General features: G+C 43.1%; 23 protein-coding genes. 13 read left to right on the forward strand and 10 right to left on the reverse strand.

Annotated elements, in window-relative coordinates:
- Positions 1–2 precede the first annotated feature (2 nt).
- From hutH to hutC, 3 genes are all read right to left on the reverse strand, one after another.
- Complete coding sequence (gene hutH, locus ABXT60_RS04675) at positions 3–1,538, reverse strand: histidine ammonia-lyase (RefSeq protein WP_443631588.1); 1,536 nt, start codon at positions 1,536–1,538, stop codon at positions 3–5.
- 8 nt (positions 1,539–1,546) lie between these two features.
- Positions 1,547–3,247: a urocanate hydratase gene (gene hutU, locus ABXT60_RS04680; protein ID WP_443631589.1), complete on the reverse strand. Its 1,701-nt coding sequence runs from the start codon at positions 3,245–3,247 to the stop codon at positions 1,547–1,549.
- Between the two features lie 78 nt (positions 3,248–3,325).
- On the reverse strand, positions 3,326–4,084 hold the full coding sequence (gene hutC, locus ABXT60_RS04685) for a histidine utilization repressor (protein ID WP_443631590.1): 759 nt from the start codon (positions 4,082–4,084) through the stop codon (positions 3,326–3,328).
- A 108-nt stretch (positions 4,085–4,192) separates the two neighbouring features.
- Here hutC and ABXT60_RS04690 point away from each other — a divergent pair, with 108 nt between their 5' ends.
- The 5 genes from ABXT60_RS04690 (at position 4,193) to ABXT60_RS04710 (ending at position 9,250) form a co-directional block, all read left to right on the forward strand.
- A complete protein-coding gene (locus ABXT60_RS04690; RefSeq protein WP_443631591.1) occupies positions 4,193–5,554 on the forward strand; it encodes a formimidoylglutamate deiminase in 1,362 nt (453 codons plus the stop codon).
- 157 nt (positions 5,555–5,711) lie between these two features.
- The gene (locus ABXT60_RS04695) at positions 5,712–6,587 is read left to right on the forward strand and encodes a phytanoyl-CoA dioxygenase family protein (RefSeq protein ID WP_443631592.1); all 876 of its coding nucleotides are present in this window, start codon (positions 5,712–5,714) and stop codon (positions 6,585–6,587) included.
- A 29-nt stretch (positions 6,588–6,616) separates the two neighbouring features.
- On the forward strand, positions 6,617–7,303 hold the full coding sequence (locus ABXT60_RS04700) for a substrate-binding periplasmic protein (protein ID WP_443631593.1): 687 nt from the start codon (positions 6,617–6,619) through the stop codon (positions 7,301–7,303).
- A gap of 199 nt (positions 7,304–7,502) precedes the next feature.
- On the forward strand, positions 7,503–8,408 hold the full coding sequence (locus ABXT60_RS04705) for a homocysteine S-methyltransferase family protein (RefSeq protein ID WP_443631594.1): 906 nt from the start codon (positions 7,503–7,505) through the stop codon (positions 8,406–8,408).
- 245 nt (positions 8,409–8,653) lie between these two features.
- Positions 8,654–9,250: a tetratricopeptide repeat protein gene (locus ABXT60_RS04710; protein WP_443631595.1), complete on the forward strand. Its 597-nt coding sequence runs from the start codon at positions 8,654–8,656 to the stop codon at positions 9,248–9,250.
- On the opposite strand, the gene ABXT60_RS04715 is transcribed toward ABXT60_RS04710, so the two are convergent.
- The 3 genes from ABXT60_RS04715 to ABXT60_RS04725 all read right to left on the reverse strand — a co-directional run bounded on the left by ABXT60_RS04715 (position 9,247) and on the right by ABXT60_RS04725 (position 11,635).
- A complete protein-coding gene (locus tag ABXT60_RS04715; RefSeq protein ID WP_443631596.1) occupies positions 9,247–9,894 on the reverse strand; it encodes a hypothetical protein in 648 nt (215 codons plus the stop codon). The two genes, ABXT60_RS04710 and ABXT60_RS04715, sit on opposite strands and share 4 nt — an antisense overlap.
- Before the next feature lie 145 nt (positions 9,895–10,039).
- Entirely contained in the window at positions 10,040–10,654 is a 615-nt protein-coding gene (locus ABXT60_RS04720) for a dimethylsulfonioproprionate lyase family protein (protein WP_443631597.1), read from the reverse strand.
- A 72-nt stretch (positions 10,655–10,726) separates the two neighbouring features.
- Positions 10,727–11,635 (reverse strand): DMT family transporter, encoded by a 909-nt coding sequence (locus ABXT60_RS04725; protein WP_443631598.1) that lies wholly within the window; start codon positions 11,633–11,635, stop codon positions 10,727–10,729.
- A 328-nt stretch (positions 11,636–11,963) separates the two neighbouring features.
- Between ABXT60_RS04725 and ABXT60_RS04730 the strand changes: the two genes are divergently transcribed.
- Positions 11,964–12,563 carry a hypothetical protein gene (locus ABXT60_RS04730; protein ID WP_443631599.1) on the forward strand — a complete coding sequence of 200 codons (600 nt, stop codon included), beginning with the start codon at positions 11,964–11,966 and terminating at the stop codon, positions 12,561–12,563.
- 126 nt (positions 12,564–12,689) lie between these two features.
- On the opposite strand, the gene ABXT60_RS04735 is transcribed toward ABXT60_RS04730, so the two are convergent.
- Entirely contained in the window at positions 12,690–13,187 is a 498-nt protein-coding gene (locus ABXT60_RS04735) for a helix-turn-helix domain-containing protein (protein ID WP_443631600.1), read from the reverse strand.
- Positions 13,188–13,627: 440 nt separating this feature from the next.
- Here ABXT60_RS04735 and ABXT60_RS04740 point away from each other — a divergent pair, with 440 nt between their 5' ends.
- Positions 13,628–14,695, forward strand: coding sequence for an NAD-dependent epimerase/dehydratase family protein (locus ABXT60_RS04740; RefSeq protein ID WP_443631601.1), 1,068 nt, complete (start codon positions 13,628–13,630; stop codon positions 14,693–14,695).
- Between the two features lie 119 nt (positions 14,696–14,814).
- Here ABXT60_RS04740 and ABXT60_RS04745 read toward each other — a convergent pair whose 3' ends face one another.
- From ABXT60_RS04745 to ABXT60_RS04755, 3 genes are all read right to left on the reverse strand, one after another.
- Positions 14,815–15,684: a hypothetical protein gene (locus ABXT60_RS04745; protein ID WP_443631602.1), complete on the reverse strand. Its 870-nt coding sequence runs from the start codon at positions 15,682–15,684 to the stop codon at positions 14,815–14,817.
- 4 nt (positions 15,685–15,688) lie between these two features.
- Positions 15,689–16,486, reverse strand: coding sequence for a phosphodiesterase (locus ABXT60_RS04750; protein ID WP_443631603.1), 798 nt, complete (start codon positions 16,484–16,486; stop codon positions 15,689–15,691).
- A gap of 214 nt (positions 16,487–16,700) precedes the next feature.
- On the reverse strand, positions 16,701–16,835 hold the full coding sequence (locus ABXT60_RS04755) for a hypothetical protein (protein ID WP_443631604.1): 135 nt from the start codon (positions 16,833–16,835) through the stop codon (positions 16,701–16,703).
- Positions 16,836–18,212: 1,377 nt separating this feature from the next.
- Between ABXT60_RS04755 and ABXT60_RS04760 the strand changes: the two genes are divergently transcribed.
- From ABXT60_RS04760 to ABXT60_RS04785, 6 genes are all read left to right on the forward strand, one after another.
- Complete coding sequence (locus ABXT60_RS04760; protein ID WP_443631605.1) at positions 18,213–18,614, forward strand: hypothetical protein; 402 nt, start codon at positions 18,213–18,215, stop codon at positions 18,612–18,614.
- 532 nt (positions 18,615–19,146) lie between these two features.
- Complete coding sequence (locus tag ABXT60_RS04765) at positions 19,147–19,803, forward strand: hypothetical protein (RefSeq protein ID WP_443631606.1); 657 nt, start codon at positions 19,147–19,149, stop codon at positions 19,801–19,803.
- Positions 19,804–20,036: 233 nt separating this feature from the next.
- A complete protein-coding gene (locus tag ABXT60_RS04770) occupies positions 20,037–20,522 on the forward strand; it encodes a DUF1499 domain-containing protein (RefSeq protein WP_443631607.1) in 486 nt (161 codons plus the stop codon).
- 1,129 nt (positions 20,523–21,651) lie between these two features.
- Positions 21,652–22,122, forward strand: coding sequence for a hypothetical protein (locus tag ABXT60_RS04775; RefSeq protein WP_443631608.1), 471 nt, complete (start codon positions 21,652–21,654; stop codon positions 22,120–22,122).
- Positions 22,123–22,299: 177 nt separating this feature from the next.
- On the forward strand, positions 22,300–22,704 hold the full coding sequence (locus ABXT60_RS04780) for a hypothetical protein (protein ID WP_443631609.1): 405 nt from the start codon (positions 22,300–22,302) through the stop codon (positions 22,702–22,704).
- A gap of 1,000 nt (positions 22,705–23,704) precedes the next feature.
- Positions 23,705–24,058, forward strand: a complete 354-nt coding sequence (locus ABXT60_RS04785) for a hypothetical protein (RefSeq protein WP_443631610.1) — start codon at positions 23,705–23,707, stop codon at positions 24,056–24,058.
- Positions 24,059–24,202 lie beyond the last annotated feature (144 nt).

The raw sequence follows: 24,202 nt of genomic DNA on the forward strand, positions 1-24,202 counted from the left end.
GGTTAAGTAAAGCTTGGCATTATTCCGGCAGGCATCATGTCATTATGACAAGCTGTGGCCAACAAATCATTGGCCGCTGCGATGTCTGTGGCAAAGTAACGGTCTTTATCATAAAAAGGTACTTGTGCACGCAACCCAGAACGGGCTTGCTCTAATAAGGGGCTGGTACTCAAGCCCGTGCGGAAATCTAAACCTTGCACTGCAGATAAAAGTTCTACAGCTAAAATGCCACGGGTGTTTTCGCTCATGTCCCTCAAGCGCCGCGCTGCAAAGGTGGCCATGGATACATGGTCTTCTTGGTTAGCAGAGGTAGGTAAGCTGTCGACACAGGCTGGGTGAGCAAAGGTTTTATTTTCACTGGCCAGCGCGGCTGCAGTGACTTGAGCAATCATAAAGCCAGAATTCACCCCACCATTGTCAACTAAGAACGGCGGAAGTTGGCTAAGAGCGGAATCAATTAATAAGGCCATGCGGCGTTCAGATAAACTACCAATTTCAGCAATGGCTAAGGCTAAATTATCTGCTACCATGGCCACAGGTTCGGCATGGAAGTTACCACCAGAGACAATATCTCCTTGATCGGCAAAGACTAAGGGGTTATCAGAAACGGCATTGGACTCTACCTGCAATACCCCGGCAGCATGGCGAATTTGCTCTAAACACGCACCCATTACCTGAGGCTGGCAGCGCAAGGAATAGGGGTCTTGCACTTTGTGGCAATTATCGTGTGAGGTGCCTATTTCACTGTTTGGGGTCAGTAGATGACGATATGCTGTTGCTGAGTCTATCTGCCCTTTGTGCCCGCGTGCGTCATGAATGCGTGCATCAAATGGGCTGCGGCTACCCAAAGCAGCTTCTACTGATAGTGCGCCACACACTGTGGCGGAAGCCCACAGGTCCTCAGCGTGAAATAACCCTTGTAGGGCAAAGGCTGTAGAGGCTTGAGTGCCATTGAGTAATGCCAAACCTTCTTTGGGCGCTAAAATCAATGGTTTTAAACCTGCAATTTTTAATGCCGCTTGACCAGAGATAATTTCACCTCGGTAGCGAGCCTGACCTTCACCCAGCAAAACTGCACTCATGTGGGCCAAAGGCGCTAAGTCACCAGACGCTCCAACGGATCCCTTTTCTGGAATACAGGGAAAAACTTCGGTATTAATGAGTGTCATCAAAGCCTCGATCACACTTAACCGGATGCCAGAGAAACCTCGAGCCAAGCTGTTTACTTTAAGCACCATTACCAAGCGCACCACCGCGTCATCCATTAATCGTCCAATACCTGCTGCATGGGACAAAACAATTGAACGTTGCAGCTCTTCAAGGTCTTCTACTTCTATTCTTGTATTGGCCAATAACCCAAAACCGGTGTTGATACCGTATACCGTTCTATTTTCTTCAATAACTTGATTAACCAGTTGCTGGCTTTTGTGGATAGCTGGTAGTGCGTCACTGGAGATTGTTACGCACACCTTGCGACGCGCCACTTGGCGTAATTGGGCGAGTGTTAGAAGACCTGGTTGTATTTCAAACGTGTACATAACGTGCCTCAATGGGTTTTATTGTGCTTAATCATAGGAAGGTTTAAACCTTTTTCTTGGGCGCAATCTATGGCAATTTGGTAGCCTGCGTCTGCGTGGCGCATTACCCCTGTTGCTGGATCATTGTGCAGTACCCGAGCGATACGGGCAGCCGCTTCGTCGGTACCATCGCACACAATTACCATGCCCGAATGCTGAGAAAAGCCCATGCCTACGCCACCGCCATGGTGCAATGACACCCAAGTGGCACCAGAAGCCGTATTGAGTAGAGCATTGAGTAATGGCCAATCAGACACTGCGTCTGATCCGTCCTGCATACCTTCAGTTTCTCGGTTGGGGCTGGCAACAGAGCCAGAATCTAGGTGATCACGGCCAATGACGATAGGCGCCTTTAGCTCGCCACTACGCACCATTTCATTAAAGGCTAAACCTAATTTGGCCCGTTGGCCCAAGCCAACCCAGCAAATACGTGCAGGTAAACCTTGGAATTGAATACGCTCACGTGCCATATCGAGCCAGTGATGTAAGTGGGCATCATCTGGGATGAGTTCTTTAACCTTGGCATCTGTGCGGTATATGTCTTCTTTGTTACCAGACAGTGCCACCCATCGAAACGGCCCTACACCACGACAAAACAGTGGGCGGATATAGGCAGGAACAAAACCTGGGAAGTCAAAAGCATTCTCTACCCCTTCTTCTAGCGCCACCTGACGGATATTATTACCGTAATCTACGGTGGGAATGCCCTGGCTATGGAACGCCAGTAAAGCTCTCACATGAATAGCCATAGAGGCTTTGGCAGCCTTAATAGTGGCTGCAGGGTCATCAATGGCATTTTGGCGGTAGGTTTCCCAGTCCATATTCTGTGGTAAGTAACCGTTTAGAGGGTCGTGGGCAGAGGTTTGATCAGTGACTAAGTCTGGCTTAACGCCTCGCCTCACCAGATCTGGTAAAATGTCTACTGCATTACCCAGTAGGCCAATAGACTTGGCTTCTCCAGCCTGCGTGTAGCGTTTAATTCGTGCTAACGCATCATCAATATCGGCAGCCTGTTCATCTAAATAGCGGGTTTTTAAGCGCAGGTCTATGCGGCTTTGCTGGCACTCAATATTAAGTGAGCACGCTCCTGCCAAACTTGCTGCAAGTGGCTGGGCTCCGCCCATGCCACCTAAACCTGCAGTTAAAATCCAGCGGCCTTTAAGGTTGCCACCAAAGTGTTGCCGGCCAGCTTCAACAAAAGTTTCGTAGGTGCCCTGAACAATGCCTTGGCTACCAATATAGATCCAACTACCTGCGGTCATTTGGCCGTACATAGCTAAACCTTTGGCATCTAACTCATTAAAATGATCCCATGTTGCCCAGTGTGGTACTAGGTTTGAATTCGCAATAAGAACTCTGGGCGCATTAGTATGGGTTTTAAATACCCCCACCGGTTTACCAGACTGCACCAACAGTGTTTCGTCTTCTTCAAGATCGGTTAAAGAAGAGACGATCTGATCATAACTAGCCCAATCTCTTGCAGCGCGGCCAATACCGCCATACACCACTAGCTCATTTGGATTTTCAGCTACGTCTGGGTCTAGGTTGTTCATTAGCATGCGCAGGGGCGCTTCAGTCATCCAGCTTTTGGTGCTGATTTTTGTACCAGTCGGTGCTGTTATATTTCCACTACGGGTGCGGCGAGCCTTGAGGTCTTCGGCGTTGAGCATGTGCGTTTTTCCTTACATGTATATACAAGTAGTAAAACATACGCCAATTTTAATAATCTGGCAAGTAAAATGTAGTCATTAAGGACGGCCGAAATGACCAAATAATTGAAATAGATGACCTGGCGATAGCAGCCTAGCACTAGTAACAATTATCTGGCCAGACCAGGTTCTGCGTTTAATTTGAAGGCAGGGTTGGTGTGTACTAATAGCCAGTTGTTCTGCCTCTGTCGCATTTGGAATAACGGCTTCCACCAAGTGCTCTCCTTCTGTAATGGGGGCTACTTTATTTAAATAGGCAAATGGTGTCAGTTGTGTAAAGTCTTGTTCTGCATAGTTTGGGGCGAGTGTAGTATTAACAATGCGCTGTTCCAGTTGAATAGGATGCTGGTTTTCAAAGTGGATTAAAGTTGATTTAAATATGCGCTCACCCGTGCGTAAACCTAGCCTTAAAGCTTGGTCTGTATTGGCTTTAACAGTCTGTAATTCAACAACTTTTGTTGTATGTTTGTGGCCTCGATCTGCAATTTCTTGAGCAATGTTATGGACTTCAAATAACGAAGAATGGGCTTTTTTAGGTGCTACAAATGTACCCACACCTTGTTGCCTAATAAGTACACCATCAGCAGTGAGCTCTCGCAGCGCTCTATTAACAGTCATGCGGCTTACCCCTAATGCCTTAACCATTTCAGCTTCGGATGGCAGGCGTTGTTCGGGTAGCCAAGTGGACGAGTCAATATTTTCTAAGATAGCGCTTTTCAGTCGGGCATAAATAGGCGCATTGGTATTTGGCAGTGCGTTGAGTAAGCTTTGAGTGGTATCTGATTGGCGTTTAGTCACAATAGGTCCATAAATCTTAGTTCTTATTGGAGTATACAATGTTGACTTAACTGTGCCAATTCATGTAATGTCTATACAAGTTAAGCATATATTATCACGAGAGCACTAATGATGAACAAGTTTTACTTTGCCGACCAAGTTTTAACAGCTTCAGGCTGGGCTAACAACGTAAAAATAGAAGTTACCAACGGTGTTATTAGTCAAATTCAGGTAGGTAAAACTAGCCAAGGGTGCCAGTTGCTAAATGGCCCAGTGCTGCCGGGTATGGTCAATCTGCACTCGCACGCGTTTCAGCGTGCCATGGCAGGCTTGGCGGAGGTGTGTTTAGATCCCAAAGACAGTTTTTGGAGCTGGCGAGACCTAATGTATGGCCTGGTTGCCAAGCTCACTCCTGATCAGGTGCGTAAAATTGCCACTCACCTCTATATTGAGATGCTTAAAGCCGGTTATACCCAAGTTGCGGAGTTCCATTATTTGCATCACCAGCAAAGTGGTCAAGCTTATGACAACCCAGCAGAAATGGCCTTGCACGTTCGCCAAGCAGCGGTTGATGCAGGTATTGGCCAGACACTACTGCCTGTGCTTTACAGCCACTCTGGCTTTGGTGGCCAAGCCCCAAGCCCTACGCAAGCACGCTTTATCCACAACCTAGATGCTTATTTGCGTCTGCAAGAACAGCTTGGAAAAAACATGGATGTGCTTAGGCATAATCAAGGCTTGTGTTTCCATTCGCTGCGTGCCGTTACCAAATCACAAATTGAAACAGCATTAACGAGCTTACCGCAAGACTGGCCAGTCCACATTCATATCGCTGAACAAATGAAAGAAGTGAATGACTGTGTAGCCTGGAGTGGCCAGCGCCCGGTGGAGTGGTTAGCTAACCAAGTGGGTTTTGACGCCCGTTGGTGCTTGATCCATGCCACTCATGTAAATGAGCAAGAGGTAAAGACTATTGCTAATAGCCAAGCCGTTGTAGGTTTGTGCCCAAGTACTGAGGCTAACCTAGGTGATGGTATTTTCCCCATCACAGATTTGGTGGCCCAAAGCGGTCGATTAGGCATTGGGTCAGATAGCCATGTGTGTGTTTCAGTGGCTGAAGAACTGCGTCTATTGGAATATGGGCAGCGTTTGCGTGACCAGCAACGTAACCGAGTGTACAGTAGCGATCAACCTAGTGTGGGCGACTTTATCTACCAAGCCAGTGCTTTAGGTGGTAATGCGGCCTGTAATATTAGTACGGGCATAAGAGTCGGTTCCCGCGCTGACTTCATCACCCTTGATATTAGCCATCCGCTATTAGCAGCAGCTAAGCCTGAGCAGCTTATTAATCGCTGGATTTTTGGAATTAACCATAACCCAGTAAACGATGTGTTTGTTGCAGGAGAGCAGGTGGTAGTTTCTGGCAAGCATAAGCTTGAAGAAAATGCGTCTGGTGCACTAGTGAAGAGCCTTAAAGAGCTGTTATCTTAAAACACAATCCATACTAATCGCATTAGTGCTGTAATAGTTATAAATCTATTGATGTAAAACTATTTTTAAGCATTACATGCCGTCAATTTTTCGGTTGAATTACGCGTTTCTTATTCTATATACTGATTCCATAAGTAAGAGTGGGATTAGACTAGTTATGTTATTCAAGCCAACAAATAAAAATAAACAAGACTTCAATCAACAAGGATTTCTTGTTATCGATAAAATCCTCCCGGCAGAGCAACTGGTTCCGCTGCATCAAGCCTTTGATGATGTATTTAATGGGATGTTTGAAACAGGGGTGACTCCTGATGAGGTAAATTGGCAGCTTGGTTCAGGTGATCCTAGCCTCACGCGTCAGGTGTGCAATGGCTGGAAGGCTAACCGTAGCATTGCACAAGTGGTATTAAGTGAAGACTTGGGTCGCAGTTTGGCCCAATTGGCAGGGTGGCCCGGTGTTCGAATTATGATTGATAACCTCTTGTCAAAGCCCTCTGGGGCAAGGTCTTTGGGTTATCACCAGGACAGTGCCTATTTGTCATGGTTTACTCCAAGTGACTTGATATCCTGCTGGATTGCCCTTGACGATACTAAGCAGGCTGGTGGTACGTTAGAGTTTGTTAAAGGTTCGCATAAATGGGGCAAGAGCATACCATCAGGTGAGTTCCATGGCCCAGACAATTACCGTGAACCCATGCAATATGCCGCCCAGAGCCAAGGTGAGGAACCTCAAATTAAGTATGTTGAAGTGAAAGCAGGTGGTGGTTCTGTGCATCACGGATGGACATGGCATGGCTCTGGTGCTAATGAGTCTGCGCTCCCTAGGCGCGCATTAGTGCTTCATTTAATGCGTTGTGATGCAGAATATGATCCCACTCAATTTGCCCAAGGAATAGGCCCTACTTACAGTCGTTATAAACATTTAGCAGACAATCAATTAGATGAAAATTATTTTCCAATTCTTTGGCATGAGAATGGCAGCAGAACGAAAGCCCTTGACGACTATTTAACTTTTTCAGCACCAAAGTGTTAAACACAGTCAATGAGGGCTGCTTAACATTAGTGTGCGCAGACCTAAATGCCATGCCGCTATTTAATACTGATGATACGGGCCAGCGCTTTGGCTATGAACCAGAGATAGCTAAAGTGATCGCCCAGCAATTGGGCCTGAAGCTAAAATGGTTATATACCCGCTGGTCTGATTTCGAATCGGTGTTGTTAAACAAGAAAGCCGATGCTATTTGGTGCGGATGCGCCATAACTGCAGCGAGGCAAAACCGTCTTTTGTTCTCTAGGCCCTATGCAGCGTTTGATGAATCTGTGCTGGTTCGTTGTGATTCAAACATACTTAGCCCATTAGACCTAGACAGGTTAAACGTGGCTGCCATCGAAGGTAGTACAAATATGGCATTGGCAAAAGCTTGGCTGGGGTGCCAGCTAGTTTCTTTTTCAGGCCAGTCTGATGATGTTTTTGCAGACATGATTAAGGCCTTAGCGTCAGGTGAAGTAGACGCAGTGGTAGATGATGAGCCGGCATTTGGAAACCTGTTAAATGATCCACGTTTTAAACTTGCCTTTACCGTAAATACGGCTAATTTATGGGGTGCAGCAATGCAGCCACACCAGGTTGAATTAAAGCAGGCGTTAGATAGCGCCTTAAACAATGCCATTAAACTAGGCTTAGTGTCACATATTTGGCAGCAGCACTTAGCAGATATTACATACCCAGAGTATTGTTTTACAGACTGATCACCAACAGGGTGTTTACCCTCTCTTATTAGCCTTAATTGCTTTTCAAACTATGCCACTGATTCGTTAGTTATATTACCCCATCAAATAACAGCAGATCGCGCATTCTAATATGGTAAAATATCGCTCGCTTTAGATGCCAACAAACAAATGCCTGTAACAGTAATGTCACGGCTAATAACATAAGGGTTTTTTAAATATGATGTCACACAAACCACACATTACTCTTTTAGACGGAGGTATGGGCCAAGAGTTACTCAAGCGCAGCAGTAACGAGGTCACGCCACTTTGGTCAACCCAAGTAATGATCGATGAGCCTGAAATTGTGCGTGATGTACATTTAGATTATATCTTTGCTGGTTCTCGCGTGATTACTTTAAATGCCTATACGATGACCCCCGAGAGACTTACCCGTGATGGCCAAATTGAAGACTTTGAGAGGCTTCATGTCGCTGCGATTAATGCAGCGATCAGTGCGCGCGAAGCTGCTGGTATTCCAGAGGTTAAAATTGCGGGTTGCCTGCCCCCATTAGTAGCAAGTTATCACGCTGAAGTTGCACCTAAATATGAGACAATGTTAAAAAGCTACAGTAAAATAGTGGCTATTCAGGCGCCCCACGTTGATGTTTTCTTGTGTGAAACTATGTCATCAATTGCTGAAGCTAAAGCCGCCTTAGTTGCTGCTAAGGAAAGCGGTTTACCAGTATGGGTTTCTTTAACAATTGCAGATAATGACCAAGGTTTATTGCGCAGTGGAGAAGCGTTATCGGACGCTGTAGCGATGCTAGATGAGTTTGGTGCCGATGCAAAACTCCTTAACTGTAGCAAGCCAGAAGCAATTTCGGCGTCATGGTCAAAAATGAAATCAGACCAAGGCTTAACGGGTGCTTATGGCAATGGATTTACTTCTATTGATAGCTTGAAGCCTGGTGGTACCGTGAAATCTATGCAGTCGCGAACTGATCTGGGTCCAGCGGCTTATGCTGAATTTGCTATGGAATGGGTCACTAATGGAGCGGGTTTAATCGGCGGTTGTTGCGAAGTTGGGCCAGCACATATTGCAGAACTTTCGAAGCGGCTTACTGAAAATGGGTATTCAGTTTAGCGAGGTTAAATTTTGTTGGGATCCTGCTTAGTTATTTAATTGTTGGAGAAATTAAACCCGAAATAAAAGACACCTATGGTGCTTTTGGAGCGGATGTACGAGCGAAGGTTGGTGGTTTTACCAGAGGGTAATAATGTCTTTAAGCAGGCGGTAAGCTGGTGTCGTTTGCGATAAATAGTAGGCATGTTTACCTGTAACTGCGGTTTTAGGGACACTAGTTATCATCTTAGTTAGAGCATAGAGCTATGAGTATTAGAAAAGTATTGCTGGGGTTAACCCTTATACTACTGTGGGCCAATGGAGCAGCCATTGCTGCTGACGTTGATAAGGGCCTTCAGGCCTACAAGGCAGGCGATTATAAAACGGCTCTATCACAGTGGATCCCATTTGCTGACAGTGGCAATGCTTCTGCACAGTCTAACCTGGGTTTTATGTACGAGCGTGGCCATGGTGTTCCGCAGAACTATAATGCAGCAACAAAGTGGTACACCCTAGCGGCGGAGCAAGGCGATATAGTTGCTCAGTTTAACCTAGGTGGTCTGTATGATGCTGGTAAAGGTGTTGTGGAGAACGACAAAACAGCAGTTAAATGGCTTACCTTAGCGTCTAAGCAGGGTTATGCGAGAGCCCAATCTTACCTTGGTGTTATGTATGTTAATGGCCATGGGGTACCTACAGACTATTTACGTGCCTACATGTGGTGGAGTGTGGGCAGCCATAATGGCGACTTGCTAGCCGCTCAATATAAACAAAGCATTGCTACGAAAATGACCCCTGCTCACGTTACCAAAGCACACGAAATGTATAGCAGTTGTTTGCGTAGCAACTACACAGACTGCTAAGCGCTTTCAATGGGTAAACCAAACACAATAAGTACGGCGTATTGTTTGCGGTTGCAGCCATCCACAGGTGGTGGAACTTCTCCAGGCTTTAGTGGGAATGCTTCACGGTTGGCGTTTGCGGGTGAGCAGGTGGCAGAATCACCTTCAGGTGTATAGCGCGCAGACCGGCAAGGCCCATGGGTGACATTACCAATGGTTTTTTCATCGGACAATGACCATGCTTGTTCCCCGTTGGCGTCTGGTTTTTCCACCGTGAGCAAAGAAATATGATCTTCACCGTTGGTCACGTAATAGTTTCCAGCAGGCATCGGAAACTCAGGTGCTTTCATTATTAAGCCATTCTCATCAAGCCACCAATCGTCGATATTAAATCGCCATCCAGCTGGGGCAAGATTACCAGCTTTTTGCAACAGCTGGTAAAAGCGAAGCCAAACACCGATTGGGCCAGGATCTACTCGCCAGAGGCCCCAGGTTTGCGCACCTGTTCCTGATTTTGCACCAGAGGGAGCAAGCGTTGCAATATATTGAGGTGCTATACGACGAATTTGAGTTTGAGCAAAGAGTGGACTGGAAAGTGCAGTTGCAATGAGTCCCAAAGATGAGACAAGCCATTGGCGGCGGTTTAACCTAAAGGGTTTTTGCATGCTTGGCCTCAGCATTAGTTGACGATTGAAATCTATATTAAATTAGCAGCAACATTATCTGAAAAATAGCTCATGGGCTATTCAACGTAGGGTTTTCAGACCTAATCAAGCTTGTAATTATAATAAGTTAAAATAGAAAGCGAGTCTATATGTTAGATTTTTGCACTAGGTTGCCGCCGCGCCAAATGTATAAAGCCAGCATTGGCTCACCAAAAGTACGCATCGAGTGTTTGATATTACTTGCATGATGGATGAGTGGGCAGCCAGCAATAGTAGCCCAGCCTTTTTCTTCATGATACCAAAGAGCGGTGCCACTTAATGGGAAGTATAATTCCTCTGCCACGTGCCAATGCTCAGGGTAGGTGACATAATCTCCAAAAAGAACTAAGCCACTTGACAGTATATCGCTATGCCAATAGGCATCTGGGCCTAAAAATTTAATCCATCCGTACTGCTTTAAAAAGTTTTCCCCAAAATCTTCAGCAGAGTAGGTTTGATTAAAATGTAATTTAGATTCGTTCTGGATTAAACAATTAATCAACGGCTGGTTTTCTTTAGGTGCTTGTTTGGCCATTTGTGGCAAATAAGATAATACGGGTAGGCTTTTTGGTACTAATATTCGGTTGGGTTTTTTTAAATTTAACGGAGGTATTAAACTATGCCATTCAGGTGGGCACCTTAAGGTTAATTGAGCCAGCCATAATGTAGCTAAGCTTGATAAGCCTAATGAGATGTTAGACCTGTTGTTTGCCTTATTCATGCTGTTTTTAGGTCCAACCAAGCCTTTCTAATACTATTATGTGATGCCATATCCACTTTCTCTGAGCAAGGTTTATTGATTTAGGTTGGTTACAGTTTTAGACCGAGATCGTTCCCTCCATACGATTAACAAACCACCTGCTGCAATGAGCAGTGCGCCAGGGAATAAGCTGCTCCATGGTGCTTCGTTAAAAAATAGCCATCCTAAGGCGAACGCGAGTGGAATACCAAAGTAACTGAATGGGGCTAAATTACTCTGTTCAGTCATTCGGCAACTAACCACTAAAAATAGCACTGCAGTACCACCAAATGCCCCCATCAACACAATCCAACCCATATCAGTGGCAGAGGCTATTGGCGTGAAACCACCCCAAAAAAAGGTAATTAAAAATGCCCCTATTAATGATGTTACAGACGCATATAGGTTAACTAAAGGGCTTGGGGCATCATCGTCAAACACGCGAGCAGTGACCCCAGCGAGGGCATAACACGCTGCCGCTGCAAGCGGCAACAGAGCATAAAAAGAAAAGCTTGAACTGCCTGGTTGGATTACCATAATAACACCAATAAAGCCCACCAAAACCGCCCCCCAGCGAACCCAGCCAACCCGTTCTCCCAAAATTGGGATGGCTAGTGCAGTGGTAAATAATGCGCCAGAATAAGTGATGGTGGATGCCGTAGCAAACGCCATTAACCCCAAAGACATATAAAAACAAAGTTGGGCAATAGTGATAACAGCACCGCGAAAGAAAGCCAATTTCCATTGCCGCAGTTTTAGGCGCCTGCCAGAGCTGCGCCATGCCCTATACGACCATAAAGCTACGATTGACGGCACCAGCCCAAACAAGTTTCGCCACATCGAGAGTTCGGCCGCTGAGTAGGTGCTTGAAAGGTGTTTGATGATTAACCCCATAGTATCGAATAACGTTAATGCAATAAGGCTTAAAACAATGGCAAGGCCTGTCTGGTCTGTGGTTCGCATATAAGTCCTAATTTTTTGGGTGTTTATTAGTCGCCGTAAAAGCCACGTTAGATCATACCGATAAACTCAAAAATGCCCAAAAATAGGTCATTAAACTAGGCTAAAAGGCCTAAATAAGCAGTCAATACACTATATAGCCAATAAGGTAATGGTGCGAATTTTTATGTAAATAGGTTAGTGAAAATGACCTATTTAGTTTGTAATCTACTTTTAAATTTTAACCTTGGTGTTCTTCTGCACCGACATAGCTCATAGTTTAGTGCTAGTAAGGCAGTATATGAGTAATGTATTCTTCTATGGCGTTAGAAAAGTTAAATGGGGTTTTTAAATGGCAGATGATCTCGTATGTTACTGTGGGGCCTGTGGCTTTGATCTAAATATAAGTACTCCAAAGCTTAGCCTTTTATGCGCTTGTGAAGATTGTCTGCAAGCTTTGCAGTGGGGAGCTTTTAAAGGCGGGAAAAGCCCAATGGCATTGGCCGAACTTATTTATGTGCGTTCAGATATATTAGCTGTAACGGGTAAAAAATTTATGAAGGCGTTTCATCTTAGAGAGGGTGCTAAATCAACCCGAGTGTACTGCACTTTATGCTTTTCAGTGCTTGGCGTTGACCATCCAAGTTATCGGAACAATGTGTTTATGTTTTTTAAAAACCATTGCCAAACCCACTTTAATGTTTCACAACAGCCCGCTGCGGCAATTTATTTAAATGAACTGGCCTATTTCAGCAAAGCTGAGGTGCCTCTGGGTGTGCCAGTGTTTCATAGTTTTCACTTTCCACAAGAACAAGCCCGCTTTCGAAAAATTGTTACCCACACATTTAAACAACCACAGGTTGGTGCTTTAGGGCAAAGCTTGCAGGATTTTATAAAAACCTTGGGGCCAATTAAAGTGCTTAACCTAAAAAAGGGTAAGCAATTGCTGTAATTAAAAGTGACTGATATAAAATTGTTAATGGTTTTGGCTGCTAGCGCTGGTATCCAAATGTTTGATCATTTGTCATTCATGTTGTCAGTTTTTGCATCATAATGGCTAGGTTGTAATTATTAGCAGCTAGCTAGACTTTAATCGTATTCTAGGTTTTTTGCGCTTCATCTCTTCTTTAGCTTCGTTTTGATCCTCATCTAACGCCAACAACACTTCAGCCAAGGGTTTGAAATGATATAGGTTAGTTAGGTTTGCATTATTTTCGGGGCTTTTTCTACGGTGAACGCTGATAAACCCTTTCCAATCTTGTGGCAAAATATGTTCTAAGCCTTCAGGTTTGTTGTCTCGGTTTGCGAGTGAACGAATGTTGTTTTGAATTGTTTTTTCTGTTTTTCCCAACATTTTTGAAAGGTGCTTTATGGACGGGTGCGCAGGGTGGTCATTACTTTGCCAAAATTTCATTAGGGCTAGCAACACATTCAGTTCAGAAGATGAGATTTGTAAGCGCCCTTGATGCTCAAGCAACAGGTTGGGCACGCCCACCCAGCCGTGGTTAATAATGCGTTCGTCCCATTTATGGGATAGTTGGGGAATTTCAGAGTAATCTTTTTCTATTTTTTCCATATAATTGGCCCTTATAAAACCATACTAGCAATAAAATCAGATGTTATTAGTGCAGCTCTACACATTTAATGATAATATATTTTTATACCATACCTACCGAATAAAACTATACCATATGGCATAGTTTTTTGCCATTATGAAAGAAGATTAATTTTGGTATAAAACACACGGGTAATCTATCATCAAGTTTTCTTTAAAACACTGTTTATGCGGGTACCCAAAAAGAGCACTATAGTGTTAACTGGAAGCTAACGACGGCATTTTATATCTTTCAGTTTTATGCCGTATTAGCCGTATTAGCCGTATTAATAGGTCCAATGTGCTCAATCTAAAGTCATTTTATTAACCTGACTCAAATCTTGGGGCAAGGCCTTGAAATTATTTTGCACCTGCCCCATACCTTTACGAAATTAAATAAACCGAACTGTCAGGGCACTAAAATGAAATATAACATTGATACTAAACAGAAGGTTCTTGTAACAGGCGCCACAGGGTTTGTTGCTGGCTGGATAGTAAAGCGATTGGTAGAAGCCGGTGTATGCGTCCACGCTGCGGTGCGTGACCCTGAAAATGAAGTAAAAGTAGCACACTTAAAACAGTTGTCTGAAAAAGGCCCAGGTTCTGTAGTGCTCTTCAAAGCAGACCTTACCGAAGCCGGTAGTTACGGCAAAGCGATGGAAGGATGTGCCACAGTATTCCATACCGCCTCACCGTTTATATTGAAGTTTAATAATGCTCAGACAGATTTAATTGTACCAGCGCTTGCCGGTACTAAAAATGTACTTGCCAGTGTAAACGCTACTTCATCTATACAGCGGGTCATTTTGACAAGTTCAGTCGCCGCTATTTATGGCGATACAATTGACTGTGTGAACACCCCAAGTGGCAAAGTTAGTGAAGATGATTGGAATACCACATCATCTGCAACGCACCAACCGTATTCTTACTCAAAAACTTTAGCTGAACGTGCAGCATGGAAAATGGTGGAAGGTCAGGATAAATGGACTTTAGTTGTCATTAACCCCGCCCTTGTAATTGGGCCTAGTGTTTCTGGCAAATCTACTTCCGCTTCGCATGACATCGTTCGTCAATTGGGTGATGGCTCAATGAAGGCGGGTGTTCCATCTCTTTCGATGGGTATGGTTGATGTGCGAGATGTTGCTGATGCACACATTCGTGCTGCGTACATTAAAAAAGCTACAGGGCGGTATACGGTGTTTAACGAAGCCCAATCGCTACTCGAGTTAGCCAGCTTATTAAAACAAAAATATGGGGCGACTTACCCCCTTCCCAGTAAAGAGTTGCCTAAATGGCTGGTGTGGTTAGTTGGGCCAATTATTTTGAAAACGTTGTCTCGTAAAATGATATCGCTGAATATGGGCCACAAATATGTGGGTGATAACGCCAAGAGTATCGACAAGCTTGGTGTTAATTATAGCTCCTTAAAAGCCTCAGCTGAAGCTATGTTTCAGCAGATGATTGATGAGGGAGAGTTTCATAAAAAATAGAATTCAGTGCTGATTATTTAAGTATAGCTATAGCTATATTTTATTTGGTTAGTTTACTGGCCTAAAAACTACAATGATGTAACCAAAGGGCTCGCCACTGGTAGTGTCTGGAGAGAGGCCTACCTACCCACAATAATTAAGGCGACGCCACTTGCCAATAAAAGCGACCAGGCTAACCTTGGCAGTAGGCTTTGTTCTTTAAGCACTAAAGCACCAAGAAAAACTGATATGGGGATCGACACTTGTCGAGTAGCACTGACTACCGCTACTTCTCCACCAGCCTGAAAAGCGAACAAGATGAGCACATAAGACGCATAGGACAGGGCACCTGATGCAAGCACGCGCAGAGGTGCATTGCGCCAGCAGCCAAATAGCTGCGTGGCTAGTGGCCGTCGAACTGTGCGTGTTAGAGTAAAGAATGCGAGAAAGGCACATGTCAAAACGCTATAAACCCAAAATAAGAAGGGCGCTGGTGTAATCGCTTCCATTGCCACGGAATCTGCTAAACCATAAATGGCAGAGCCAACCATGGCTGCTGTGGCAGTAAGAATTAACGTTGGGCGTTGCAGTAAACCGGCACCTCTGCGGTATTGGATCATGATAGCGCCCAACAACGTTAGGCTAATACCTGCCAGTGTTAGTGGTGAATAATACCGCTCTAAAAATATATAACCGATCGCCACAATGGCTAATGGGGAAGAGCGAATAATAGGGTAATAGATAGAAAGATCGCCCGTCTTTAAGGTTAACATTACACACAGATAATAGATAAATAGGCCCAAAGCTGAGCCTGCCACCAACGGCCAAACCTCAATGGGTAGGGTCAGTGTTTGGTCTAACCAAGCTGCTTGAAGTGCGGCAAATATAACCCATGAACCCGTTACTCCCAAATAAGCAGATTCTGGAAAACGTTGCCCCTTAATGAGTAAATCACGAAAAGGGTGTAAGGCTGCTGAACCAAGCACCAAGGCCATTACGATAAAATCCATACGGTTACCCCCGTTTGTAGTAAACCGGTTGGCGATGGAGAAAAGGCTGCAGATGCACTGTGGTCGTGTCATTGGATATAAGCGCGATACCGTAGGATGGGTCCTCCTGACAATAGGCAAACAACCCGTTGTCTGGATCTTTGTTGAGCAAAAGAGGAACCTGATGGTTGGTGCCGTGAAGGGCAGAAAAACTAATCCCTTGCCATTGGCCGCTTATGGGGCGATGCACATGGCCGAAAAATAGGTGGCGAATATTGCTATGGCTGGCCAGTGTTTGTGCAAACGTTTCACAGTCTCGTAGGCGCAGAGCATCCATGTCTGGTATGCCGATATCAAATGGTGGATGGTGCATGAACAAATAAACAGGTTTGTCATTATACTTGGCCAACTGCCCACGCAGCCATTCATGCCGCTGTTTACAATAAACGCCCTCATCAGTGCCTGGTTCATTGGTATCAAGAAATAACAGCACTCCTTCTGATGTCGTCTGTGACCATTGCACAAAGCCATGTGAGTCCCTTGGTGTATCAATAAAGACGTCACAGAAGCGTTGCCGGTGATCATGATTACCCAACAGTAAAGAGGTGTTCATAGGCAGCGCTGTTAAAAGATTTTTAAGTAATATATAGGCCTCAGTTTGGCCACAGTCGCTCAAATCTCCAGTGAGCACGCATAGGTCTGCATCGCTATGGTGAGTAGCAATATCTTTAAAGCAAAGCCGCAAGCGCTCAAGCGGATCGAGGCCTTGGAGCTTTTCTCCAGCAGCGACTAGGTGGGTATCAGTAACATGAATAACTTTCATAGCGGGAATGCCTAAATAAGAATTTAGTTCACTTTAGTTCTTTTCGATGTGAAAAATTATAAGCTTTGGTCGTCGCTAATAATAGTGTAATTGAAAAACCCTTGAGTGTTCACCTAACCTGTGCTTTTAAATAAATGATGGAGCTTGGCTAATAATGGCCCACAAAAAATTGGTGTGGTTATAACTGTTAATGGCATTTGGCTTTAGTATTGTTCTATTGTTTTAGCTGATCGATCTGTAATTGCAAGCCTTTGATCTTGGCATCCAAGCTGCGCTTGTAAAAGATGAAGATAACCACAGCGCCTAGGGCACCACCTATTGATACGGGTTGTGATAAATACTCAATCATATACTTCTCCTGTGGCTTTTCTTAGCCCTGTGTTTATCTTGCTGGTTTAATAAAAGCCGCTGCTGTGCTCCTTAATGTATGCTATCTAGTTACCTATTAGTGAGTCGGCGGTTTCTTATTAACCATTAAGTGTGCAGCCTTTATTTAAATCACAAATCAGCCTAGATATGACGCTCACATAATAACGTTTATTTAAGTTGAATATAATGCTCTGTTTATCGTCTATGCGCTTTTCTAGCGAAGCTATGGGGTTATGTCTATCAGGGATACCAATATTTGTCTTGCTGGGTAAACACAAGATCTTTTAGTAAGTCATTGATTATGGCTGCTGGTCTGTAAACAAAAATGATTGACTACCCACTGAAAAATGACTTGCGAACCATAGTCTGTTGTGGCTACCATCAACCCTTTTCGCACGCTAACAAAAGTGGCCATTATCTTTGGTCGGCAAATTGATGCTTTTAAAGCGTTGTAGTGGTTCTGCTAAACAAAATAATGAATTGTTTCACGTAACTTTATATTGGCTCAATATACAAAAAAATAGAACCAGGTAATATTTGGTGATGTTCTTCGCTCAAAAAAGAAGATTTGAGTGCTGGGGTTAGTCAATATTATTAATAATAGACGTAGGTTTTCACTGTATGTTTTATCAACTAAATTTTCGGCTAATAGAACAATCAGTATGGTTGAGTTAATAGTGCTAGTAGAGGTAAAAAAAGCCCAAAAAATCTGGGCATAAAGACACACAAAAATAGCTTTGACCTGGGGTAGGTTGTGAAAACCTTATTGACCGATCATTTTGCACCTTAAATATAACGCCACTTTACCAACCATAACAGACCAATTGACTGGTTTCTTACAGTAGATGCAAGTTAGGCTAAGTAAAACGAAGCTTGGCCGTAATTGTTTGCTGTGTTTACAAACCAGCCGCTCCTTTGTCTAAGCTGCTTAGTGCCCAAGGACAGCACCCAAACACATAAAAACACATAATATTTTGCCCTCCACAGTAGGGTGATAATGTTTCACAAGTCAGTTTCATGGTTAAAGATCCTGCCATAAATTAACCCGTCGGTGATCATTTATATTTCCTAGTCTACGATATTAGCATCCACCATTTTTTGGTTATGTTGGTAAATCTTTACCGTGATCGATTACTTTTCTGAGAAGGTAATGTTTAGCTTTAAACGCTTTCTTTAGGCATCCTAAACGTTAAACGCCGAGAATACGAAACTTTTGATGTTCAATTATTGAACAGATGCTCAAATTTGTTATTTTTATAGAGGATTAATGGTGGTTTTAAGATATGTTAGCAAGGTCACAAAAGTGGTTTGTTTTTGTGGCTAATCGGAAGAATTTTTAACACCTTCGGGCATCAATATGGACTTTAAAAAGCTACTGTTTGGCTTAACACTTTTAATGGTATTTGGTAATGGAGTAGCCGCTGAACTGATAGCAACTGGACAGGAAGTAAGCTTAAAATCCACTCAAGTTATAATAAGTAATCCCCTATACATTATTCTAGGCATGATTTTGGGACTTGGGGTATCAGGGCTTTTCCTTTGGTGGAATGGAAGGAGAAAACGCAGTGGCAAAGTTACTTTTAATGAAGTGCGTTCCACACTTGAGCAAATGCAGCGTGAGCATACCAAACAGAAAATAGATAACATCACTCGGTTTATAGCAGCGCTAGATAAAGAAGCCCTTGCCAGAAACTTAGAATTAACTCAAAAGTTAATTGATTTGGAGCGCTGGGATGGTAATAATAGAAGAAAAGAATAAAAAATAGATTGATCTCACTACGAAAACAGTACACCTAGACCTGTTCTTAAAAACATACTTTATTTTGGAATAATCTACTTTTTAAGACGATCAAACCAAACCCGCCACGGCTTTTGTTCTGTTCTAGCATATGAGCTGGTTTAAGGTATCATGAAATATAAAAGTAGAACATAGATGTTCAAAAGCAATTTTAGGGCTAAGGTGTAGTTGGTGTGAAATAAGGAGGCAAAAGTATTTATGGCCAATTTAATCAAGGCTCAGTAAAAGCGGATATGTTTTACACTTCACTTCTTCACTGTGGCCAAATGCACAGCAAATGTTGCATAAAAAATCATTAAATAAAGACCATATGCGGCGCTAGGGACTGACCCGAAATGCCACACTGTCTTTTGAAAAAGGGGGATGATGAGGTTAAATGTGTTTCACTACTTCATCTAAGTAATTTAAACGCCTTTGTGTGCTGTATAGATGAATAAACAAACCAATCAGGTTTTAACTTACCATAAAAACGAAGTTTTAAAAGGGTTCTATAATGATAGCGTTAAGTGAATACACATCCTACGACATCGTTGCAATGTTTAATGATGATCACGTTGATGGGGATTCAGGAATCGTTAACATAATATCTTTTTACCATCCAATCATTCCAGCGAGCATTTTACCCGCTAGACCTAAAGTTTTTAAAAATGGCAAATGCTGGATCTCCAGTGGTTATCAGGAACTATTGCGAAGAATACCTAAAAATTCACCCTTTATAGTGAATAATGTTCAAAGAAATCACCGCCCCGCAGGCGCAGAATTACGTTGTGATGTTTGGGCAGATGGTTCTGCCGCAGAAATAACCGGTGCTTCAGTGTTTGTGCCGATATTCAGTTGTGGCCTACCTTCTTTAGATTATGGAGTCCTTAAAAATGTGGATGTTTTTGGTTTTACTACGATCATGATTCTCAACAAGGGTGTGATTTATGGGCCGTTTAATATTACGGTTCTCGAAGACCAATCTCTGCAAGTTTCAACCACTTTGCAGGGGATAAAATCGCCATTAGATTATGTAATGAAAGTCGGGTTTAGGAAAGTGAAAAAAACTGATGTGTTTATTGAGCCCATGGCTAAAAATGGACTTCCCATCGAAGGCTTTATTACCTCTATTTCAGATTTCAAACGTTATTATTATGTTTCTTGGGCATAGGGAGCCAAAACAAATTTATCCTATTTTGGGATAGTGTTTAATGGTTGTTAGGCTGTTTTGCCGTTTGGCATTAGTTTTAAGCTGCTTTAAGGCCTAAAGTAAGGTTCTTTTACAGCCGTTACTGCATTCATAACCATGGCTAAACTAAACGTGTATTATGAGTTCAGTCGGGATAACGGCGAGGGTATAAAATTAACTTTAAACCAAGGTTATGTGATCCCGAAGGGGCCTATATGAAATATAACTGGGCAAGCCTCAGCTTAATTGTATTAATAGCGCTAATAATGTTGACCATTTTTGGCTCGCGCTGGTATAACACAGAATACACCCATGCAAAAAACCTAGGATTATCAAAGGGGCAGCTGATAGAATGTGGCAAAAGCCCAAACTGTGTGAGCAGTCAAACGACACAAAGCAGTATGCGTATCGCGCCTATTAATGCCAGCGACACCCCTGAATTAACCTGGTTAATGTTGCGTGACCTAGTTGAAACCATACCGCAGGCTATACTAATATCGGGAAACGAGTCTTACAGACACTATCAGTTCACTACGCCATTGATGGGGTTTATTGACGATGTTGAATTACTATTTGACCGCAAAAAGCAGTTGATTCAAGTAAAAAGTGCATCTCGTGTCGGGCAGTCTGATTTTGGGGCTAACCGAGAACGTGTGGAGTTGTTACGTGAAGTTTTAAATAAGGCACGGAGCTCTAAATAAAACTGTTTAACCGCAGGTAACCCATATAAAAGGTCTTGATAATCAAGTAAAAGTTAATTTCTCTGCTATTTTCAAATGGGTTATTTTAAGAGAGTATAGGGTTAGATTATGGGAGCCTAACTTTTGCCCACCTTTTTAAGTAACAAAGGTGGAAGATTGTAGACAGCCTAAACCATTGGCCACTATTCCTTGGCATTGACATTAACAAGGAGATTTTTTTGAAAAAATTGAGAGGCTTATTAATAGCTTTAGTATTAATAGCCCCCCTAGCTAATTCAAATGGCGCCCCAAACGAGGGGGGGTGCATGGATGGATGGCATAATGGTTTCTTTGGCTGCCATAAACCTCATGGTATCCCTGGTGAGCCGTCCTGGCTGAACGCTATAGGTAACTACTTAGATTCAGCTAGCTGTGTTAATAATCCTGGCCCATTCTGTCGAACGAGGACCTCAGGCTCATATTGCCCAGAAAATTCTGTATCTGACACCCCAGACCGCAACGGTTTTTGCTTCTCTAACTAAATGCTTTTCATTCGTACTGTATGCTTGGGAGCCATATATTTACGAATCTATGCGGTGTTAACGACCACTGAAAGTGAAATATCCTAGGTGGTTAATGCCTCAGAAATAACGTGTTATCTGTCCGTATGCCTCATAGAAATTCGGCTTAGCATAGAATTAGTGGCGTCTCAGAGAGACGGCGCCTCTACCATTGATGGTCTTTTAATACATGGGTTTTAGTTTTTTGGTGCTAGGCTATGTACCAACCTGTTTACCAGCCTGTGTACCATACACATAATCCTTCGACTTAAACTAGTTTTTTATCTTAATGCTAAAGCACCTTGAGTTAAATGTGTTTCGCCATAGATGGGGTGAGTCGAACCTTTGCTTAGATCCCCTTAAATAGCGCGTTTCAAACGCGGTTATTAAATTTAGGGTACCAACTTGGGTAACTAAAAAAAATCCATAGTTAGTGCCTGGAACAAAGAAAGCTACCCGTGCATGACAAGGTTAGGCAAATTTCTAGAGGCTAGGTGGTATGTTGTTAATTCAAGCCTGAGGCGCATGGAGCTGGCTAGCTTTAAAGTTGGTCGTCCAAGGACTAAGCCAGCAAGTTCATAAGGAGAGTAATGATGAAAACAACAATACAATTAGTAGTATTGAGTGGCGCACTAGCAGTAACTAGCTTAGCGGTTGCTGAGACTGGAAAAGGTTACGATATCAATACCGTAGGTGAGCCGCAGGTTATGTCCGATGGCACCATTGTTAGAGAAGCTGGTACAGACAGTATTTGGTTTATGGAAGGCCAGCCAGAAGGTTTCCCTTCTATTGTTAAGGCTCGTTGTACTGCTATTTATGTAATGGGTCCTGACTACTCCAACAAAGGTTCTACTTTTCGCTGCACTGCCACGGACGCTGATGGGGATGGCTATGTAAATGTGGGTTCTATCACAGGCGCTGATTGGAGTGTCTGTTCCTTTAAAACGGTTGCTGGATGGGGTAAGTATGCGGGAGCAGCCGTAAGTGGAGTCTGCCAACCGACTGGATCTTTTGCTGGGCCTGACACAGGCTCTTTTTATTGGAGAGGTGAATGGGTCTAGCTGAATAAGTTATTAATAGCCCCTCCCTCTGGTTAAACATGTACGGTTAAGAAATAGGACTAGTATTTAATTGAGGGGGGAGTATTGTTAATAAAGGCCTGAGGAGCATACGGCTAGTTGGGCTGTTTAAGTTGGTCGTCTGAGGACTGAACCAACAAGTTCATAAGGAGAGTAAAAATGCTTGGAAATAAAGCCGGAACATTAATTTTAAAGGAAACCAGTAAGCCGATAGCATCTGGAAAATATGGATTACCTGCTATGGAAACACACAATGTTGGCAGCGGAAAGCTTGTAGGTCATGATGTTATGGCACGAGCAACATTTACTGCTGAGATGAGACCTGACGGTTCATGGTTGGGTGCGTGTTCTGCTGGAATTATAGCCTGCGAAAAAGGTGTTGCCACATTTATATGCAATGGTGTTGGGAACATGACGGAAGCTGGTGGTGTGTCGTTTAAAGGTGGCGCTTCATTTGAAACTACATCTGAAGCGTTATCTGAACTGAATGGTAAGTATTATATGTTTACTTACGAATCTGATGCAGAGGGTAATGCAGAATGGAACCTTTATCCCTGTAAATAATACAAACATAGGCTTAGAGCTCCAGTTCTAAGCCTTTTCATTATTTTTATGCCACCTTAATATTTTCAGACCTGAACTGCGTATAACAGCTGCAGCTTTTGAATTATCGGCACGCCACTTTAGCTTTATTAATGCTGTTATTAGTCAAGCTAAAACTATACGTTTTTTCACTTAAACATAAAGATCAATCTACTCAACGTACTTTCCGCTAGCAAAAGCATAGCGTGAATTACGCACCTTAGTTATAAATTTCAGAGGCACGAATCCGTTCTTTAGGGTATCATTTGCAAAAGTTCGCTTCTGAGAACTGTTCCAATTAAGTCCGCCTGAAAGATAAGCATCTTTTAATGCCACAACATAATCCATATTAGTGGTGTTGCCATTTATCCCCGTGAACCAACTCAAAATAAAGGGACTTTCAAGCGGATTTGTGGTGGGATGCAACCGGAAAACAAGGGCAAATGGCGTCCCAGAGAGACGGCGCGTCTATGGCTAAGAGCTATTTATTATATGTGGTTGTTGGTTATAGTAGCTCAAATGTGTACCAACCCGTGTACCAAAAAAGTAATCTGCCCCCCTTAACTAAGGTCAAATTAGTGTGAAACAGTGGCTAAGTGACACTCTAAAATCTCAACAACTTTATTAGATTTAACAAAAAATGGAGCACGTTAATCTTAGCGCTAACTATTGGTTATGATGTTGAATTATAGGGGAAAGCATGAAGGGTAAAAAGATCATCTTTACTATCCTTGGTTTAGTGTGTTTTGTAGTGTTTGTTGTAGCTTGCTTAGGAATGTACACGTTTAATTATCTTGCTAGCCTACCGGGATATAGTGTTGATGGTAATAAATGTTTTGAAATCGATCCTCGAATTGGCTGTGATTAAGATTAAAAATCAGAAAAATTCTTAGTTTCCTTCCTGTAGGCTTGGTTTGTTGGAGACAACATTAAAACTGGTTTATACACTAATAATAGCCCTAAAGGGGTAAGGAAAATAACTATGGATCAAAATTTAAGAGCCGCCATACAGACGAGTACGTTTTACTACTTCTTGATCGCTACAGTGCTTCTAACCATCGCACAACTATCAACCATGATGGTCATCGTGCTGGCTGACATCTCAGGTAAAGAAAACGTGGTTGCTGCATCTGTTATTGGGCCATGCTTTGTGGGCGTGTTTGCCATCTTTAGAATGATGACCAACATGCAATACCTAGTCCGTGACATGGATGATGGCATGAGAGCAACGAACTACGGAGTAGCTATGACAGCAATCCCATTTTCGGTTCTCAAGTTTGTTTTTGCGCTAATCTTCGTGGTGGTTGCTGTAGTGCAACTGATGGCGATACTCTAACGTAACATTGATTTAATCTGGAACGTGTAGCATTTAAATATTCATCAGTGTCCTGTGAATTTGGGCATTGATGAATTTTATTTCGTACAGCTTGCTAAAGGGATGAAACCAATCAAAACACTGCTAACCATACTCTTCATATCA

The organism is Candidatus Njordibacter sp. Uisw_056 (assembly GCF_047730085.1).
Classification (GTDB): Bacteria; Pseudomonadota; Gammaproteobacteria; order Pseudomonadales; family Balneatricaceae; genus Njordibacter.

Coding starts and splice junctions, on each gene's coding strand:
- hutH (WP_443631588.1), bottom strand. CDS start 1,538: ATGTACACGTTTGAAATACAACCAGGTCTTCTAACACTCGCCCAATTA.
- hutU (WP_443631589.1), bottom strand. CDS start 3,247: ATGCTCAACGCCGAAGACCTCAAGGCTCGCCGCACCCGTAGTGGAAAT.
- ABXT60_RS04690 (WP_443631591.1), top strand. CDS start 4,193: ATGATGAACAAGTTTTACTTTGCCGACCAAGTTTTAACAGCTTCAGGC.
- ABXT60_RS04695 (WP_443631592.1), top strand. CDS start 5,712: ATGTTATTCAAGCCAACAAATAAAAATAAACAAGACTTCAATCAACAA.
- ABXT60_RS04705 (WP_443631594.1), top strand. CDS start 7,503: ATGATGTCACACAAACCACACATTACTCTTTTAGACGGAGGTATGGGC.
- ABXT60_RS04710 (WP_443631595.1), top strand. CDS start 8,654: ATGAGTATTAGAAAAGTATTGCTGGGGTTAACCCTTATACTACTGTGG.
- ABXT60_RS04715 (WP_443631596.1), bottom strand. CDS start 9,894: ATGCAAAAACCCTTTAGGTTAAACCGCCGCCAATGGCTTGTCTCATCT.
- ABXT60_RS04720 (WP_443631597.1), bottom strand. CDS start 10,654: ATGAATAAGGCAAACAACAGGTCTAACATCTCATTAGGCTTATCAAGC.
- ABXT60_RS04725 (WP_443631598.1), bottom strand. CDS start 11,635: ATGCGAACCACAGACCAGACAGGCCTTGCCATTGTTTTAAGCCTTATT.
- ABXT60_RS04730 (WP_443631599.1), top strand. CDS start 11,964: ATGGCAGATGATCTCGTATGTTACTGTGGGGCCTGTGGCTTTGATCTA.
- ABXT60_RS04735 (WP_443631600.1), bottom strand. CDS start 13,187: ATGGAAAAAATAGAAAAAGATTACTCTGAAATTCCCCAACTATCCCAT.
- ABXT60_RS04740 (WP_443631601.1), top strand. CDS start 13,628: ATGAAATATAACATTGATACTAAACAGAAGGTTCTTGTAACAGGCGCC.
- ABXT60_RS04745 (WP_443631602.1), bottom strand. CDS start 15,684: ATGGATTTTATCGTAATGGCCTTGGTGCTTGGTTCAGCAGCCTTACAC.
- ABXT60_RS04750 (WP_443631603.1), bottom strand. CDS start 16,486: ATGAAAGTTATTCATGTTACTGATACCCACCTAGTCGCTGCTGGAGAA.
- ABXT60_RS04755 (WP_443631604.1), bottom strand. CDS start 16,835: ATGATTGAGTATTTATCACAACCCGTATCAATAGGTGGTGCCCTAGGC.
- ABXT60_RS04760 (WP_443631605.1), top strand. CDS start 18,213: ATGGACTTTAAAAAGCTACTGTTTGGCTTAACACTTTTAATGGTATTT.
- ABXT60_RS04765 (WP_443631606.1), top strand. CDS start 19,147: ATGATAGCGTTAAGTGAATACACATCCTACGACATCGTTGCAATGTTT.
- ABXT60_RS04770 (WP_443631607.1), top strand. CDS start 20,037: ATGAAATATAACTGGGCAAGCCTCAGCTTAATTGTATTAATAGCGCTA.
- ABXT60_RS04775 (WP_443631608.1), top strand. CDS start 21,652: ATGATGAAAACAACAATACAATTAGTAGTATTGAGTGGCGCACTAGCA.
- ABXT60_RS04780 (WP_443631609.1), top strand. CDS start 22,300: ATGCTTGGAAATAAAGCCGGAACATTAATTTTAAAGGAAACCAGTAAG.
- ABXT60_RS04785 (WP_443631610.1), top strand. CDS start 23,705: ATGGATCAAAATTTAAGAGCCGCCATACAGACGAGTACGTTTTACTAC.